The following is a 16,237-nucleotide window of genomic DNA, read 5'->3' as shown; positions in this document are numbered from 1 at the left end:
CTGTTTGCATATGGGATGCAGTGCAGCGCCTTTAAAAACATGAAGGTTAACCGCGAAAGCCAGTTGCCACGACGAATTTTTCCGAGCTGTTTGACCGGCTTGCAGGGGGTTTCACATTAGCAACTTTGGTGAATTTCTGCTTTAGAATATGTTGCAAATCCCCTTCGGCTCCGCCTGCCAGAACCTTGGCGACAAAAGTTCCACCTTCGTCCAGAACTTCGAATGCGAAATAGGCGGCGGCTTCGCACAGGGCCATAATCCGCAAATGGTCGGTCTGTTTGTGGCCGGAACTGGCCGCAGCCATATCAGACATCACCACGTCCGCTTTACCATCAAGCCAGGCTTTGACCTTGTCATCCGCGCCCTCTTCAAGAAAGTCGAGAACGTGGATTTCGCACCCCGGAACCGGATCGACTTCTTGCAGATCAATTCCCACAATGCGGCCTTGTTTCTTGCCGCGCCGTTCCCCGTGTGCGTTGGCCCGCTGTGCGGCCACCTGACACCAGCCGCCAGGCGCACAGCCCAGATCGACAATTCGCGCCCCGGGAACCAGAAAGCGGAATTTATCGTCCAGTTCCAAAATCTTATAGGCCGCGCGGCCCCGATACCCGTCTTTTTGTGCTTTTTGCACATAGGGATCGTTCAACTGTCGATCCAGCCAGAGGGTTGACGACAACCGCCGTCCTTTGGCTGTTTTAACTCGCACACGAAGATCGCGTTGACCGCGACCTGAGGATTTCTTTTCTTCTGTCATAACTAGTGTGGCCTATCGCCCAATACGCCAGCGGCGCTCATTTGACTGTAAAGCAGGCCTTCGCGCAGGCCACGGTCCGCGACCGTTAGGCGGCTGGAAGGCCATACGCGCAGAATTGCTTGGAGAATGGCAGCGCCAGACATGATCAGCTCATGCCTGTCGGTGCCGATACAAGGGGCTTTGCGGCGCCCCTCGGGACCGATATTAAGGTATTTCTGCACAACCGTGTCGATTTCCTGTTTGCACATGGAAACCCCATCGACCTTGCAGCGTTCATAGCGGGATAATCCCAGATGGGAGGCCGCCACAGTGGTGACAGTGCCAGATGTGCCGATGATCTGGCAATTGGCACCGTCGCCGATTTCTGGTGGAACAAATTCGTCGATCTGTTCTTCAAAGCAGCAAGACATCAACGCGAATTTGGCGCAATCGTCATCCACGTCGTGAAACATGTCTTTCAATGTTGCCACACCTAAGGGAACCGATTTCCAATCCATCACACGGGCCGTGCGCGAACAGATCCCGCCGCCACGTTTTGTTAAATCCAGTTCCACCAAGGCTTTGGCTCGATTGCGCGCGGATACGCCACTTAGATCCAGCCAGACCAATTCTGTAGAACCGCCACCAATATCCACGATCAACAACTGTTCCGCATCATCCCCTAGATGGGGCGCACAACTGACAACGGCAAGTCGGGCTTCTTCGGCGGGGTCAATGATTTCGAGGATCAGGCCGGTTTCCCGTTTCACCAGATTGACGAAACTTGACCCGTTACTGGCACGACGACAGGCTTCGGTTGCGACAAAACGGGAATGTTGCACCCCGTGTTGGCGCAGTTTCTTACTGCAAATGCGCAGCGCGCCCAGCGTGCGTTTGATTGCAGCAGGTGCCAAAGTTCCGTATTCCGCCAGCCCGGCGCCGAGATGCACAGGTTTTGAAAAGGCGTCCACCACTTCAAATTCTGTCCCCTTCGGGCGGGCAATTAGCATCCGGCAACTGTTCGTCCCCAGATCCAACGCAGCAAAAAGACCCCCGTCCGAAAACGGAGAGTTGATACTGGTTTGCCGTGTTTTACCACTCTGGCGGAGTGGTTGATTATTATTGGCTCGCATGAGCTTGCACCAAATTCTGTTGCTTTTAACCTATGGCTACACGGGTGATTTTACAAGTTTGTAATTTTTGAACTGCCGATACGTCACTTGTGTCGCTAAATTAGCTGTCGCAGTCGAAAATAGCCGTCTTATAATGGCTATGACGCAATAGAGCTTCTCTCAAGCATTAGAATAAGGATTCTCCGAAATGCCCGATGTCACCATAGTTTTCTGGCGCGATATTCCAGCACAGGTTATTGTTGGAAAAGGCCGTCGCGGGTCAAAAGTTCAACTGCCAGAGCGGTTTGAACAGGCTATCGACCGCTGTGCCATGAAAATCGACGCCAAAGACAGCGACACATATTTGGCAGAATGGCGCAAGGCTGATCCTTATCCGCTAGAGGGCGAGCAAGGCGAAATCGCCTCTGCCGAAGCGGCCCGTCTGGATGCTGAATACGACAAAAACCGGATCAAACAACTGATCGACAACGACGGCTGGGCCTAACCCCTGCCCCTTTTGAAAGCATTGCGCATGGCACTTTTGAAATTCAGTTCCAAAACCGAAGCCCCAATCGAGGTGAACCCCGATGTAGAAGCCTTTCTGGAAGGCTATTCCATCGAGGTGATGCCGCGCACTGCTGAAAAAGTGGATGATTTCCGCGCGTTACTGCCCAAAGGCACGCGCGTTTATATCGCCCATATTGAGGGCACACCGATTGAAGACATGGTGGCCACTGCCAAGCGGATTCGGGGTGAAGGCTTTGATGTCATGCCCCATTTCCCGGCACGGATCATCAAAGATGCCGCCACTCTGGCCGATTGGATTGCACGTTATCAAGGTGAAGCAGGTGTGGAGCAAGCTTTGTTGCTGGCGGGCGGTGTGGCTAAACCCTACGGGGATTTCCACTGTTCCATGCAATTGCTGGAAACCGGTTTGTTTGACAAAGCGGGCTTTAAACGGCTGCACACTGCGGGTCATCCTGAACCCAACACAGACATTGATCCCCAAGGCGGGCGCAAAAATGTGAATGAGGCGTTAAGCTGGAAACAGGGGTTCTCCCAACGCACAGACGCGAAAATGGCGTTGGCGACACAGTTTTGTTTTGAAAGCAAACCCGTTATTGAATGGGCCGATGATTTGATTGCACAAGGCATTGATATTCCTGTGCATATCGGCATCGCAGGCCCCGCAAAGCTGCAAACCATGATTAAGTTCGCAATTGCCTGCGGCGTTGGGCCCTCGTTGAAAGTCCTGCAGAAACGGGCTAAGGACGTGACCAAACTGCTGCTGCCGTTCGAGCCGACTACAATTGTAAGCGAATTGGCCGCGCATAAAGCAGCAAACCCGACGTTTAACATTGAGCAGGTGCATTTTTTCCCGCTCGGAGGCATTAAAACCAACGCCACTTGGGCGATGAACAACGGTGGCTCTGCCGCCGTTCCTGCAGCACAACAACAATAAGGCCAGATGAATGACCCGTACTGTCGTCGAATCCAAAACCAAAACCGCGATCATCGGCTTTGATCAGCCCTTCTGTGTGATCGGCGAGCGGATCAATCCAACCGGGCGCAAAAAGCTGGCAGCCGAACTGGAAGCCGGTGATTTTTCCACCGTTGAAAAAGATGCCATCGCGCAGGTGGCTGCTGGTGCCAACATTCTGGATATCAATGCGGGGGTTGTGTATAATTCCAATCCGAACCCCAATGAAACAGAACCCCCGTTGATGCGGTCAATTGTTGATATGGTTCAAGGTCTTGTGGACGTTCCTTTGTGCATCGACAGCTCGGTTCCGGGCGCGTTGAAAGCCGGACTTGAAGCCGCCGAGGGCCGCCCGCTGCTGAACTCTGTCACAGGCGAAGAAGACCGTCTTGAAATGGTTTTGCCGCTGGTGAAAAAATACAACGTCCCCGTTGTGGCAATTTCCAATGATGACACTGGTATTTCCGAAGACCCGGATGTGCGCTTCGAAGTGGCCAAAAAGATTGTTGAGCGGGCCGCTGATTTTGGCATTCCCGCCCATGACATCGTGGTTGACCCGCTGGTGATGCCAATCGGCGCGATGGCGACGGCTGGTTTGCAGGTCTTTGCTTTGGTGCGCCGCTTGCGTGAAGAATTGGGTGTGAACACCACCTGTGGCGCGTCCAACGTGTCTTTCGGCCTGCCCAACCGTCACGGCGTCAACAATGCGTTTTTGCCTATGGCAATGGCGGCGGGGATGACCTCGGCGATTATGAACCCTGTAGCCATTCCGGTTAATAAGGCCAAACTGGACGCTAAAATTGCCGAACTGGCAGAAATTGGCATCATCGTTCCCGACGACATGGATATGGAAGTCTTTGCGAATATGGTTGGACTCGGGTCAACCAAATGGGGACCGGGCAGCGAAATGACCGCAATTCGCGCGGCAAACCTGCTGACCAACAATGACCCACACGGGGGCGCTTGGATCAACTTTAACAAACCCCCTGTTAAAGAAGGCGAACAAGAAGCCGGTGCACGCGGCCGTCGTGCAGGTGGCGGGCGTCGCCGGCGCGGTTAACACCGCCAGTTTCGCCATAAAATCACCCAGCGGGCCAAATTTGATCGTTTGGCTGGCTGGAACACTATCTTCTTGTGATCAAACTATTCCTTGGCAGGATGCCGGTTTATTCTTGTGAAAACCTTAACACGAGAAGACTATGACACAGACCTATACAGCCCCAGCGGGCACCTCTATCGGCCATGTTCACCTGAAAGTTTCCGATCTCGATCGCGCTTTGGCGTTTTATTGCGGTATTTTGGGCCTGCAACAAACCCAACGCTACGGGGCCGAGGCCGCCTTTGTCGCGGCTGGCGGCTATCATCACCACATCGGGTTGAACACATGGCATTCCAAAGGCCAGCCCCCTGCCCCTCTGGACACCGCTGGCTTGTACCATCTCGCACTTTTATACCCAACCCGCGCAGATTTGGGCAGAGTATTGGTGCAGCTTGATAAACACGGTATCCAACTGGACGGCGCGGCAGATCACGGCGTCAGTCAGGCGCTTTATCTGCGCGACCCTGATCAAAATGGTGTAGAATTATACTGGGACCGCCCCGCCGCAGAGTGGCCCCGCGATGCAGAGGGTCGGCTGTCGATGAACAACAGCCGATTGGACCTGAACGCCCTGCGTGCCTTGGCAAATTAGGGTACAATACGTTAATCGCGGGTTACACTGTGACAAAACCCCTGTCGGAAACGGCGGGGGATTCCGCTTATTTATTCGGTACCAAAAGGAAATTCTCTGCTCTTGACCAGCCCTGTCAAACCCGCTCGCGTTACGCGCATTGCAAAGTTACTGCTGCGGCTTGCGCTGATCCTTGCTCTGGCTTGGGGGATTCACCTAGGGCTGAACTGGCTGACAGCGCAGGTCAAACAGGTTGGGGACGGCGGCACCAGTTTTATGTTCAGCGGGATGATCCTGTTAATTCTTCTGACCTATTCTCTTGTTATCGCGTGTCCTTTTGTACCCGGAGTGGAAATCGGTTTTGCCCTGATGGCCATGCAAGGTGCGAAAATCGCACCATTTGTGTTTTTGTTTACGGTCATAGGCCTCGCGCTTGCTTTTCTGGTGGGGCATTATCTGCCCTATTCGGTTCTATCCAAATTTCTGGCCGACGTGGGTCTAAAACGCGCCGCAAAAATGGTGTCAGAAATCCAACCCCTGACCTTGGAACAACGTGCCAGCCTGATGAAATCCCGCTTGCCCAGCTTCCTAGGTCCGCTGTTCGTAAACTGGCGTTATGTGTTTCTGGCTGTGCTTATCAATATTCCCGGCAATATGCTTCTGGGCGGTGGGGGTGGCATTTGTTTTTCCGCAGGACTAACCCGCCTGTTCCGCCCCACTTGGGCGCTGCTAACGCTCGCCCTAGCGGTGGCGCCCGTACCGGCCTTTTTCTACTTCATGGGTATCACCCTGTTCTGACGCAGAAAAATCGCCCCAATCTGCCGCAATTCGCCCAAAACTGACGCGCCTTGGCTTTCCATTTCCACCAACGCCCCTATTGTCGCTTGAACGGTTAATCAGACGACGAACAGGCCAGGTGATATGAGCGCTTCTAACGATCCTTTGGTGATTTTTACCCCCTCCGGCAAACGGGGGCATTTTGCGGTGGGCACACCGATCCTAACGGCTGCACGCCAGTTGGGGGTTGATCTGGACAGTGTCTGCGGCGGGCGCGGGATTTGTTCGAAATGCCAGATTCAGCCCTCCTACGGCGAATTTTCCAAACACGGCGTCACTGTGGCGGATGACGCCTTAAGCGAATGGAATTCGGTCGAGGAACGCTATAAATCCAAACGGGGCATGATTGACGGGCGGCGACTGGGCTGTCAGGCACAGGTTCAAGGCGATGTGGTGATCGACGTCCCCCCCGAAAGCCAGGTCCACAAACAAGTGGTGCGCAAACGGGCCGAGGCGCGGGACATCGTGATGGATCCCTCCACCAAACTGTATTACGTCGAGATTCAGGAACCCGACATGCACGACCCGACCGGTGACTTGGAGCGACTGGTTAAAGCCCTGCGCGATCAATGGGAATTGCCCCATCTGGAGGCGGATTTGGGCATCCTTCAAACCATGCAACCGATCCTTCGCAAAGGCGGCTGGAAGGTCACCTGCGCTGTGCATCTGGGGGATGATATGTTCAGCCCGCGCATCATGCACATCTGGCCCGGGTTCTATGAAGGCACGATTTACGGGCTTGCCGTCGATCTTGGATCAACCACCATTGCGGGTCACCTATGTGATTTGCAATCGGGCGAGGTCGTGGCCTCTAGCGGCATTATGAATCCGCAAATCCGCTTTGGCGAAGACCTGATGAGCCGCGTGAGCTATTCCATGATGAACAAAAACGGTGCCGAGGAAATGACCCGCGCCGTGCGCGACGGTATGAATGCGCTGTTCGTAAATATCGCCAATGAAGCGGAAATTGATCGCAATTTGATTGTGGATGCGGTGTTCGTCTGCAACCCTGTGATGCACCACCTTTTTCTGGGCATTGATCCGTTTGAATTGGGTCAAGCGCCATTCGCGCTGGCCACATCGGATAGTATTTCCATTCGGGGCCTTGAACTGGGCCTGAACTTGCATCCCGCCGCGCGGGTTTATCTGCTGCCATGTATTGCGGGTCACGTCGGCGCCGATGCCGCCGCGGTCGCCTTGTCCGAAGCTCCGGATAAATCGGAAGATTTGGTTTTGGTAGTAGACGTTGGCACAAATGCAGAAATCCTTTTGGGCAACAAGGATAAGGTTCTTGCCTGTTCATCACCAACTGGGCCTGCTTTTGAAGGTGCGCAGATTTCCTCAGGGCAGCGCGCGGCACCAGGTGCAATTGAGCGGGTGATGATCGACCCGATCACCAAGGAACCCCGTTTCCGTGTCATCGGCTCTGATCTTTGGTCGGACGAAGACGGGTTCGAAGAAAGCATTCTGTCATCAGGAATCACAGGAATTTGCGGTTCTGGCATCATCGAGATGGTTGCCGAAATGCGCCTCGCCGGAATCGTCGATGGCCCAGGCCTGATCGGATCCCCCACCCAAACCGGCACAGAACGCTGTTTTTTGGATGGCCGCACCCATTCATATCTGGTCTGGGACGGAACTGAAAAAGGCGGGCCACGGATCACCGTCACAAACCGCGATATCCGTGAAATCCAGATGGCAAAGGCCGCACTTTATTCTGGTGCGAGGTTGCTGATGGATAAATTTGGTGTAGATACGGTCGACCGTATCGTTTTGGCGGGTGCATTCGGGGCACATATTTCCCCCAAACACGCCATGGTTTTGGGGATGATCCCAGATTGCCCGCTTGAAAAAGTCACAAGTGCAGGCAACGCCGCTGGCACTGGTGCACGCATCGCCTTGTTGAACACATCATCGCGGCGCGAGATTGAAAAAACCGTGAAAGACATCCACAAGATCGAAACAGCCATCGAGCCCCGTTTTCAGGAACATTTTGTAAATGCCAGCGCAATTCCTAATAGTGTTGAGAAATTTCCGATCCTCGAAACCCACGTCACTATTCCGAATGTGAATTTCAACACTGGCAGCGATGACGATGGTCGATCGGGTGGCGGCCGCAGAAGACGGCGGCGTGGATAAGTTCAGTATAAAGGTGCAGGTAAGATAAAGATTCGGTTGCGTAGCTCCCATTACGCAATTGACCCTAAACAGCAAAGCGGCTAAACCGCCGCACAGCAGAGCGGGTATGGTGAAAAGGTATCACGGCAGCTTCCCAAGCTTTAGTTACGAGTTCGATTCTCGTTACCCGCTCCAAGTTTTCCCCACTTTATTTTTCACGGAACCGCGTGATGGCTGGTGAACTAAATCAAATTCCATTTGGTCATTAATTTTTTTAAATAACTTTCAGCAGATTTCCAATCGAAAGGGATCTATCAAACCTCCCATATACCAGGGTGAAGAAATTTAGACGGATTCGGGAATCCGAACCCATTTTGCCAAAGCTTCCAATAATTGAGCTTTCTTAATTGGTTTCGCTAGAAAATCATCCATTCCAGCCTCTTCACATCGTTCCCGATCTTGCGCCATTGCGTTTGCCGTTAATGCCACAATCGGACAACGCAGAGCGCAGCTTCGTGCTTCAATTTCACGAATTTTAATAGTGGCTTCAATACCATCCATTTCCGGCATCGACATATCCATAAAAATCAAATCAGGAGGATCACTTTCAAATTTTTCTAAAGCTTCCAAGCCATTTATCGCGAAAACCAGCCGAACCGGTGCAGTTTTCAACATTGTTTGAACCACAAGCCTGTTGGTTTTATTGTCTTCAGCGACAAGAACAGTCGGCCCAGTAGTTTTGTTCAAAGCAACCGTTCCAGAACCTATCCGTTGATCTTTTACACGATGAAGAGGAGGCGATTGGTGCAGGCGTTGATTTTGATCTTTCGGGAGAGAGTTCCGCACAATTCTTGGGGGAGTTTCCTCTTGATTTCGCAAGTCGGACATAGGAATTTTACTATTTCGGGAGATTTGCTCGTCAACAGGTAGATTCAGATTGATAGTGAAAACGGACCCTTCTCCGATTTCAGAATGTGCGAAAATTTTTCCATTCATAAGATCAACCAGACGGGTGGAAATAGCCAACCCTAAACCGGTTCCTTCAAATTTTCGGTTCGTTGTCCCGTCCACCTGCTCAAATTCGTTGAAAATTCTGCACAGCATTTCTTTCGGAATGCCGATACCTGTATCCCGAATTTTTATTGAAAGCTGGCAAATGTCACCGACAACGTCACCTGTTACATCCAGTGTGACGTGACCTTCCAAGGTGAATTTTACAGCATTGCCTGCAATGTTTGTAATGATCTGTCGGATTCGCCCTACATCACCAATTAAGTTGCGCGGTAATTCAGCCGCGTAGTGCAAAGACACATCAACAGATTTTTGCGTCGCTTTTACGGACAAAAGGGTGACCACATCCTCAAAAGCGCTCTGTAAATCAAAAGATTCTGGTTCTAATTGCATTTTGCCAGCCTCGATTTTTGAAAAATCTAGGATGTCATTAATAATTGTTAAAAGTGCGGTTCCTGAGTTGGAGATAGTACTCGCATAAAGCCGTTGGTCGTCATCCAATTCGGTTTCAAGGAGCAACTCACTCATACCAATGACACCATTCATGGGGGTTCTGATTTCGTGGCTCATATTGGCGAGAAATTCCGACTTTATCTTACTTGCTTGATCGGCGGATTCCTTGGCCAATAGCAGTTCTTTTTCCCTCTGATCCCGCTCCATAAAGGTGTCATGTAATACCGACACCGATGCATCAAGTGCACGAAACTCTCGCGAAACGAAACTGTCTAACTTCCGGCGCTCATGTTTCTCGCCAAGCATAACACTACTCATTCTATGGTGAATGTTGGCCAGTGGACGCATAGCCAAAAAATGCGTTAGAGCAATGTAAAAAAATGAGAGTGCCGTGACCGCGACAAAAATAGTAATTCCGACGGCACGAACGTTTTTGCTGATAAGCGCTTTATCTGCGGCGGTTGACCAGATCACCTTCATGCGGCCAAAAGGTTCATCCTCGAACAGAATATCGCGATCAAAAACCAATGTGTCGTTGGTTGCCACCAAGCGGTCCTTTTCTGCACGCGCCAAAACAACGCCATCTACATTGTAAATGATTACGGACTGCAACTTTGGCTTGCTAACAAGCGCTTGGTTCACCGCAGTTTCAAGAACCGGACCGTCTTCCGTAATGATGGATTCCAGCATCAGATTACCCAAAAGAGAAACCGTTGCGTCCGCATCCGCAGTAATCGTTTCGTTCATTCGGGCAGTTTCGTTTGAGCGCTCATAACTTCCGATTAAATAGGTAACAAGAATTGCGCCAACGAACATCAACGCCAGAAATTGTGTCTTAATATCAAATTTATTCATGGCGTTGATGATCAGTGTCCCTTTAGAAACTGGTGCTTTGATCCATTGCATTTCTGATTGGATCATAATCGGCATCATTTCCTTCGAGCATGCCGTTCTTTGATACAGACTTCATCAGTTCAAGGTTCGTTGGATCCAATAGAATGGTTTTCATCGCTTCGAAAACACGTGGCGACATTTTGGAACTTGCGATCCAGGGTTTGGTAACGTTGTCAAATGTTGCGAGAGCTCTAATTGGAACGCCCTTTTCCACCAGCTTTTTAAAAGTGCTTTCCTTCAGCGCACCAGCTGTGAAACTGCCGTTCCCGACGGCCGATCCCACAAGATCATGACGCCCGAGATATTCAAACATGCTGAGCTCATCCGCGGAAATTCCAGCCTCTAGCAATTCACTTTGTGCAAGGTAGCGTCCGATTGTGGAAAGTTCGTCACCAAAAGCAAAGCTGTTGTTTTTAAGATCTGCCAACGTCTGAATGTCAGAATCTGTGCGCACTGCAATCACACCTTTAAAGGTCTTTTTACCCTTAACGCTTTCGATTGCGATGATGTTGATCTTTGGATTTCTGGCCTTTGCAGTTACGTAAGAAGCTGGACCAAAACGCGAAAAATCCACTTCGCCATCAACCAGTTGATCAATGCTGTCTTGATATTCCTTCGTTACTTTCATTTTGATTTTGACAGGTTCACCCAGGCTTTCTTGTAAGGCTTGTTCCAGAAACTTTAAGAAAGGTTTGAACTGGCGCACAACGGCGGTGGGTTTATCTGCCGCGTAGGTGCCAAAGGTAATTGCGACATCCGCGGTAGCAGATTTGGCAATAATAAGCTGTAGTGACAAGGCACATAGCAGCGCCTTGAAAGACGCTTTGAAAGCAAAACCGGAACCATTCATTTAAACATCACTCTTCTTTGATAAGGCGCTGTGCCGTTTTCGGGGGCTTGGCTTATCAATTAAAGGACGTGATTGAAGAAAGCGTTAAGGGGACTCGGTTGATTGTTTCCAAATCAATTTGAATTTTAGTTACAATTTTCAAACACCAGAAAATCAACCCCAATATTGTAGTCGAACATCAACATACAGTGGGTGATTAACTTATACTTAACAGTAATTTAACTGCATACCCCGTCAATTGTTACAAGTTTATTTAAATTTTGTGACAAGAAACGAGGCACAGCATGTGCGGCATTTGTAAGTTTTTTCGGGTTTTTTCAGGTCATGGTTTTTACCTGTTAACGGTTTCTTTGGCTGTGTTGTCTATCATGGCCTCTCCTGTTGCCGCTATTCCTTCACCTGAATTGGTAATCGGTTCGGTTTCTTCACTGTCGCAGGTTTTGGCGGTTGGGTTTGCCCTTATTTCTGGCGTAACTGCGCTTCTAGCCCGCAAATTCGGGATAGAAATCTCCCCTAATTCCGGCCGCGTTCCGTTGCGGTTGGTTCTCTTTGGGCTGGCATTGATTGTCGGGTTGGGGGCGGTCAACCTTTGGCAATATAGGGCGGCAAAGGCGGCATCACTGGCGCGGATGCAGGCGACGTTGGTGCGACCAGCGCAGTTTAAAGGCACACAAATCAAGGATGAAACGCTCAAAGAAACCAGCTTTTCATCACAAGAGGATAGCCCGCTTGCGATCACAACTGATGAGGTTCAGGCCCTGTTGGATGGCCCCCAATCCAGCCGCCCGATGCTGTTTGATGTCCGCGAAACCGGAGAGCACGCCATGGGCAGCCTTCCGGGTGCCCGCCACGTTAGATTTCCAGATTTTATGACCGAATCTAACGACCTTAAGGGCAAACAGGCGATCCTGTTTTGCCACAATGGAAACCGCAGTTCTGAAACCTGCGCGGACCTCGCCGCCCGTGGTGTCGATTGTAAATTCGTCGCGGGTGGGATTGAAAAATGGATTGTTGAAGGCCGCAGCTTTAGTGATGCCAAAGTTACCAGCTTGTCTGACTTGCGCGCCCTGCCCGTCTATCCAAACAAGGAAAAATTAATTGATAGTCCAGATTTTTCGGCATTGATGACCGCAGGCGATGTGCAGATCGTGGACACACGCTATCCCAAAGATTTCGCGGCCGGTCATTTGCCAGATGCCATAAACATTCCGGTGCGTTCACTTACCACCAAAGCCTTACAATCGCAGATTGCCGCGTTGGAGAAAAAGCCAACGGTGGCCGCGTGTTATGATCGCCGCAGTTGCTTTATGGCCCAGGTTCTCGGGCTGGAATTAACACAGAAAGGGATCGACTTTCAGGGGCGCTATACCACCCCTTGGGATTATTTTGTGCCCCCAAAGCCCAAGCCGCATGTGGAGGCTTGGCTGGCGCAACAAAACACAACCCTTTGGCGGGAAACCATTCACTGGTTAGCGGGGGCTATGGTGCAAATGTCCCAGTTTATTGGTGTTGTGGGGGCTGTCGTTGCTCTAGCTATTGTATCCCGCATTCTGATCCTGCCGATTGCCCTGAAATCAGAACGGGATCAGATGGTTACACGGGAAAATGCGCCCGCATTGGCCGAGATTAAAACCCGCCTTGCTCAGGATCCAACACGCAAAGCACGGGCGATCCGGCAGTACTATTCAGAACACGGCTTGACCCCGATGCGGAACATGACCGCCTTGTTGTTTTTGCCGCTCATGATGCTGGGACTCAGCGCCACGCAAGAGGCTGGAATGCGTATCGGGCAGCCGCTGGGCTGGGTTCAATCAATGGGTGACGCCGACCCGTATTACCTGATGCCTATGCTATTTTCGGGGCTGGCGGGGCTGTATTTGAACTGGGCTGTCGCCAAGACCCGAACACAGGCCATCATGTGGTGGGCCTTTGGCGTTCCGTTGCTGTTTGCCATGGTTGTGGGGATCAGTTTCTTAGGGAACCTCTATCTGACAATCGCCTTGGCGCTGTTGCTGGTGCAACGGGCTTATGTGACGGGTGACCTTGCGCATTGGGCGAAATCCTTGCGTCAAATACTGCGAAACACAATGGTGCGGCGTCTGTATCATGGGGTTATCCCTCTGGCTTATTCCCACGCGCTGACCGAAGCAGGGAACAAATCTTACCGCCTTTCGGTTCTTAAAAACGCAGGGCTGCCAGTTCCCCAAGGAGTTGTGCTAAACACAGCAGTGATTGCCCAATTTGACGGTCTTTCCCCCAGCCAAAAAGACAAATTCGCTGCGCGTATCTGGCGGATGATTGGAAAAACACCCTGCGCCGTGCGCAGTTCCGCCGCAGCCGAGGATGGCGCTGACAAGAGCTTTGCCGGTGTGTTCGACAGTGTGCTGCACGTCGATCGCAACGGTCTAACAGCCGCGCTTGAGGCGGTTCATAATTCATTCAGCGCGGCCCGTGCGGGCAGCTACTCGGACGCTGAAACGGATCACGACGGCAATATTCTGGTGCAGGTTATGGTGGATGCTGATTATGCGGGAGTGATGTTTACGCAGGATTCCACTGCCCCGGGGTTGATGATGATTGAACTGGCCAAAGGCACAGGGGATGATCTGGTGTCGGGTCGCGTAACACCACAATGCCTGCGCTTCGGGCGGTATACAAAAAAGCCTGTCGGCACTGAAAAACCGCCTTTTGATCTGTCGTATTTGATTAAATTGGGCGACAGGATTGAAGCCTTGTTCAACCGTCCACAAGACATCGAATGGGCCTATAAAAACGGACGTTTTTATATTCTGCAAAGCCGCGACATCACTACGATAAACCTTGGCGATGATGCGGCGCAGGCGCGACTGGCGGAATGGGAGCGTGTTTTTGATGTGTTTGGTGCCGCCCATCCCGACGGCGTGATCTTGGAACAGGATGAAATGTCCGAAGTTCTGCCTCGCCCTACCCCAGCAGCGTTTTCGTTGATGGGGCAAATGTGGGCACCCGGGGGCAGTCTCGATCTGGCGTGCCGCGATCTGGGCGTGGCCTATAATGTGCCAGAGGGAAAGTCCGGCCATCTCTACACGCTGTTTGGCAAAACCTATGTGGATCGGCCCATGAAAGATGACATGGCGTTGCAGCTAAGTGCCGGGAAAGCCCGCACCTTACATCGGTTGGCTTGTGAGGCCCCAGCGCGGTTTCGCGAACAGATCATGCCTGAATTGGCCGAGTTTTTAGCCCCGTGGAAAGCCACAAAATTCCGCCAGATGCCGCTCGATGCGTTGAAGCCCTGCCTGTCGCTGTTTCGCCGCAAATTAACGTTGGAGTATTATGTCGAGGCGGAGCGGATTAACATTCTTGCAGGCTTTACCATGGCCGAGGCGCAGACCTATGTTTCTACCCACCCCGAAGCACTGCATCGTTTGCGCAACAGCGAATTGACCCACTCGCCAATGGGAATCCTACGCGCTGGTGCAGGCCTACCGCTAAAGGCGCGTAAAAAGGCTGCTTTGCGGGAATTGGGGCATCGGGCAATGTTCGACTATGAATTGTCCATGCCGCGTTATTGCGAAACACCTGATCTGCTTTGGCCCCTATTGCAATCCCTGACAGTTCCGCAAACAAAGGCAGGGTTCGGGAACGCGGATGATCCGGTTTCTTTGGCTTTGGCTTTACAAGACTTAAAAGAACAGGCCAAACATGAATCCCTTTGGCTGGTCTACCTGATCCGCCGCGTTTTGGTGGCAATTGGCAAGATTACAGGGTTAAATGATCTGGTTTTTCAGTTGACGCTCGATGAAATCATTTCCCTAACGGTTGAAAACACTGAAAACTTGCAAGCCCTTGCAATGGAACGAAAGAACCGCGCCGCAATCCTAAATGGCACTGGGCCAAAAGCGTCTGAACTAACGCTGTTGGATTGTGAAATCCTAAGCGCACCAAACTTGATGGAAAGGGCTGTGAATGCAGGTGAATTTCAGGGCACCTGCGTGTCTGGCGCTGCTGCGGTGACTGCGCGTGTCTTTGTTGTGGATGAGGATACAGATGATTTGCAAACAGCCTTTAACGGATTTGAAACCGGTGATATTTTAGTGTGCCACATGGTGAATCCGGCTTGGTTGCCTTTTGTGCAACGGTCTGGCGCCGTACTGTCAGAGGTTGGCGGCTGGCTGAGCCATATGTCCATCGTGGCGCGCGAACATAACCTGTTGATGCTGGTGGCATGCAAGGGGATAACCGCGCTGCACAGTGGTCAAAAGGTCAAAGTACACCCCAATGGCAGCATTTCTGTGCGGCCACCTGTGGCACCGGTGCTGGACCGTACAGGATAACTAAAGCCGGGTGATGAATGACAACCGCGCGGAAATAGCCCGCGTGCAACCTTCGTCAAGCCACAAACATGTGACCACAGGTTGGCAATCCAATTCCCCGCCCGCGCCGTATCCCTTGGTACATCGCGTCAAAAAGGGCGCTTAACCCAAGGGAGAATTTATCGTGAAACATATTCTGATCAGCACAGTCGTCGCAGGCATAATGGCAGGCAGCGCCGCTTTTGCAGAAAGTCATTCCATGGCCAACCCGATGGTGGGTGGTGCGGAAATGTTTGCGAGCAAGAACATTGTTGAAAACGCTGTAAACTCGGCGGATCACACAACTTTGGTTGCAGCCGTGAAAGCAGCGGGTTTGGTGGATACTTTGGCCAGCGAAGGCCCCTTCACCGTATTTGCCCCCACAAACGCAGCTTTTGATGCATTGCCAGAAGGCACAGTTGAAACACTGCTGAAACCTGAAAACAAAGACACTTTGGTTAAAGTTCTGACCGCCCATGTGGTTGCGGGCAAGTGGACTTCGGCGGATATCGTTGCGCAAACCAAGAAAAGCAAAGACGGTTTTTACAACTTTAACGCCGTTTCAGGTGATGCCTTGTCTGCAAAAACCACCCCAAGCGGTCAGGTATTCGTCTTTGATGAAAGTGGCAATGCTTGGAAAATCACAACCGCAGATGTGATGCAATCCAACGGTGTGATCCATGTGATCAATGGCGTTCTACTGCCAAAATAAACGGCCTTTAACGTTAAACATGAACCCCGGCTGGCG

12 protein-coding genes and 1 tRNA gene are annotated in these 16,237 nt (G+C 51.6%); 9 read left to right on the top strand and 4 right to left on the bottom strand.

Annotated features, from left to right (window positions below; all coding sequences use genetic code 11):
• Positions 1–46: 46 nt before the first annotated feature.
• Together GGE09_RS11600 and GGE09_RS11595 are read right to left on the bottom strand one after the other, a co-directional pair.
• The gene (locus GGE09_RS11600; RefSeq protein ID WP_309746296.1) at positions 47–754 is read right to left on the bottom strand and encodes an RlmE family RNA methyltransferase; all 708 of its coding nucleotides are present in this window, start codon (positions 752–754) and stop codon (positions 47–49) included.
• Between the two features lie 2 nt (positions 755–756).
• Positions 757–1,866 carry a Ppx/GppA phosphatase family protein gene (locus tag GGE09_RS11595; protein WP_405048549.1) on the bottom strand — a complete coding sequence of 370 codons (1,110 nt, stop codon included), beginning with the start codon at positions 1,864–1,866 and terminating at the stop codon, positions 757–759.
• A gap of 187 nt (positions 1,867–2,053) precedes the next feature.
• On the opposite strand from GGE09_RS11595, the gene GGE09_RS11590 reads away from it, so the two are divergent.
• The 7 genes from GGE09_RS11590 to GGE09_RS11560 all read left to right on the top strand — a co-directional run bounded on the left by GGE09_RS11590 (position 2,054) and on the right by GGE09_RS11560 (position 8,145).
• Positions 2,054–2,350 carry a virulence factor gene (locus tag GGE09_RS11590; protein ID WP_309746295.1) on the top strand — a complete coding sequence of 99 codons (297 nt, stop codon included), beginning with the start codon at positions 2,054–2,056 and terminating at the stop codon, positions 2,348–2,350.
• Positions 2,351–2,377: 27 nt separating this feature from the next.
• Positions 2,378–3,307, top strand: coding sequence for a methylenetetrahydrofolate reductase (locus GGE09_RS11585; protein WP_309746294.1), 930 nt, complete (start codon positions 2,378–2,380; stop codon positions 3,305–3,307).
• A gap of 10 nt (positions 3,308–3,317) precedes the next feature.
• Complete coding sequence (locus GGE09_RS11580) at positions 3,318–4,385, top strand: methyltetrahydrofolate cobalamin methyltransferase (protein WP_309746293.1); 1,068 nt, start codon at positions 3,318–3,320, stop codon at positions 4,383–4,385.
• Between the two features lie 139 nt (positions 4,386–4,524).
• Positions 4,525–5,016, top strand: a complete 492-nt coding sequence (locus tag GGE09_RS11575; RefSeq protein WP_309746292.1) for a VOC family protein — start codon at positions 4,525–4,527, stop codon at positions 5,014–5,016.
• Between the two features lie 102 nt (positions 5,017–5,118).
• Positions 5,119–5,793: a hypothetical protein gene (locus tag GGE09_RS11570; RefSeq protein WP_309746291.1), complete on the top strand. Its 675-nt coding sequence runs from the start codon at positions 5,119–5,121 to the stop codon at positions 5,791–5,793.
• 123 nt (positions 5,794–5,916) lie between these two features.
• A complete protein-coding gene (locus GGE09_RS11565; RefSeq protein ID WP_309746290.1) occupies positions 5,917–7,971 on the top strand; it encodes an ASKHA domain-containing protein in 2,055 nt (684 codons plus the stop codon).
• A gap of 100 nt (positions 7,972–8,071) precedes the next feature.
• Positions 8,072–8,145 (top strand) — tRNA-Gly (locus GGE09_RS11560).
• Positions 8,146–8,295: 150 nt separating this feature from the next.
• Here GGE09_RS11560 and GGE09_RS11555 read toward each other — a convergent pair.
• Together GGE09_RS11555 and GGE09_RS11550 are read right to left on the bottom strand one after the other, a co-directional pair.
• Positions 8,296–10,335, bottom strand: coding sequence for an ATP-binding protein (locus tag GGE09_RS11555; protein ID WP_309746289.1), 2,040 nt, complete (start codon positions 10,333–10,335; stop codon positions 8,296–8,298).
• Positions 10,292–11,158 carry a PhnD/SsuA/transferrin family substrate-binding protein gene (locus tag GGE09_RS11550; protein WP_309746288.1) on the bottom strand — a complete coding sequence of 289 codons (867 nt, stop codon included), beginning with the start codon at positions 11,156–11,158 and terminating at the stop codon, positions 10,292–10,294. The genes GGE09_RS11555 and GGE09_RS11550 overlap by 44 nt, the downstream gene beginning before the upstream one ends.
• A gap of 368 nt (positions 11,159–11,526) precedes the next feature.
• Between GGE09_RS11550 and GGE09_RS11545 the strand changes: the two genes are divergently transcribed.
• Positions 11,527–15,471, top strand: coding sequence for a PEP/pyruvate-binding domain-containing protein (locus tag GGE09_RS11545; protein ID WP_309746287.1), 3,945 nt, complete (start codon positions 11,527–11,529; stop codon positions 15,469–15,471).
• A 202-nt stretch (positions 15,472–15,673) separates the two neighbouring features.
• Positions 15,674–16,201, top strand: a complete 528-nt coding sequence (locus tag GGE09_RS11540) for a fasciclin domain-containing protein (RefSeq protein WP_309746534.1) — start codon at positions 15,674–15,676, stop codon at positions 16,199–16,201.
• Positions 16,202–16,237: the final 36 nt, after the last annotated feature.

The organism is Roseobacter sp. N2S, assembly GCF_031454055.1.
In the GTDB taxonomy this organism is placed as follows: Bacteria; Pseudomonadota; Alphaproteobacteria; order Rhodobacterales; family Rhodobacteraceae; genus Amylibacter.
This window is presented reverse-complemented; position numbering and strand designations above follow the sequence as displayed.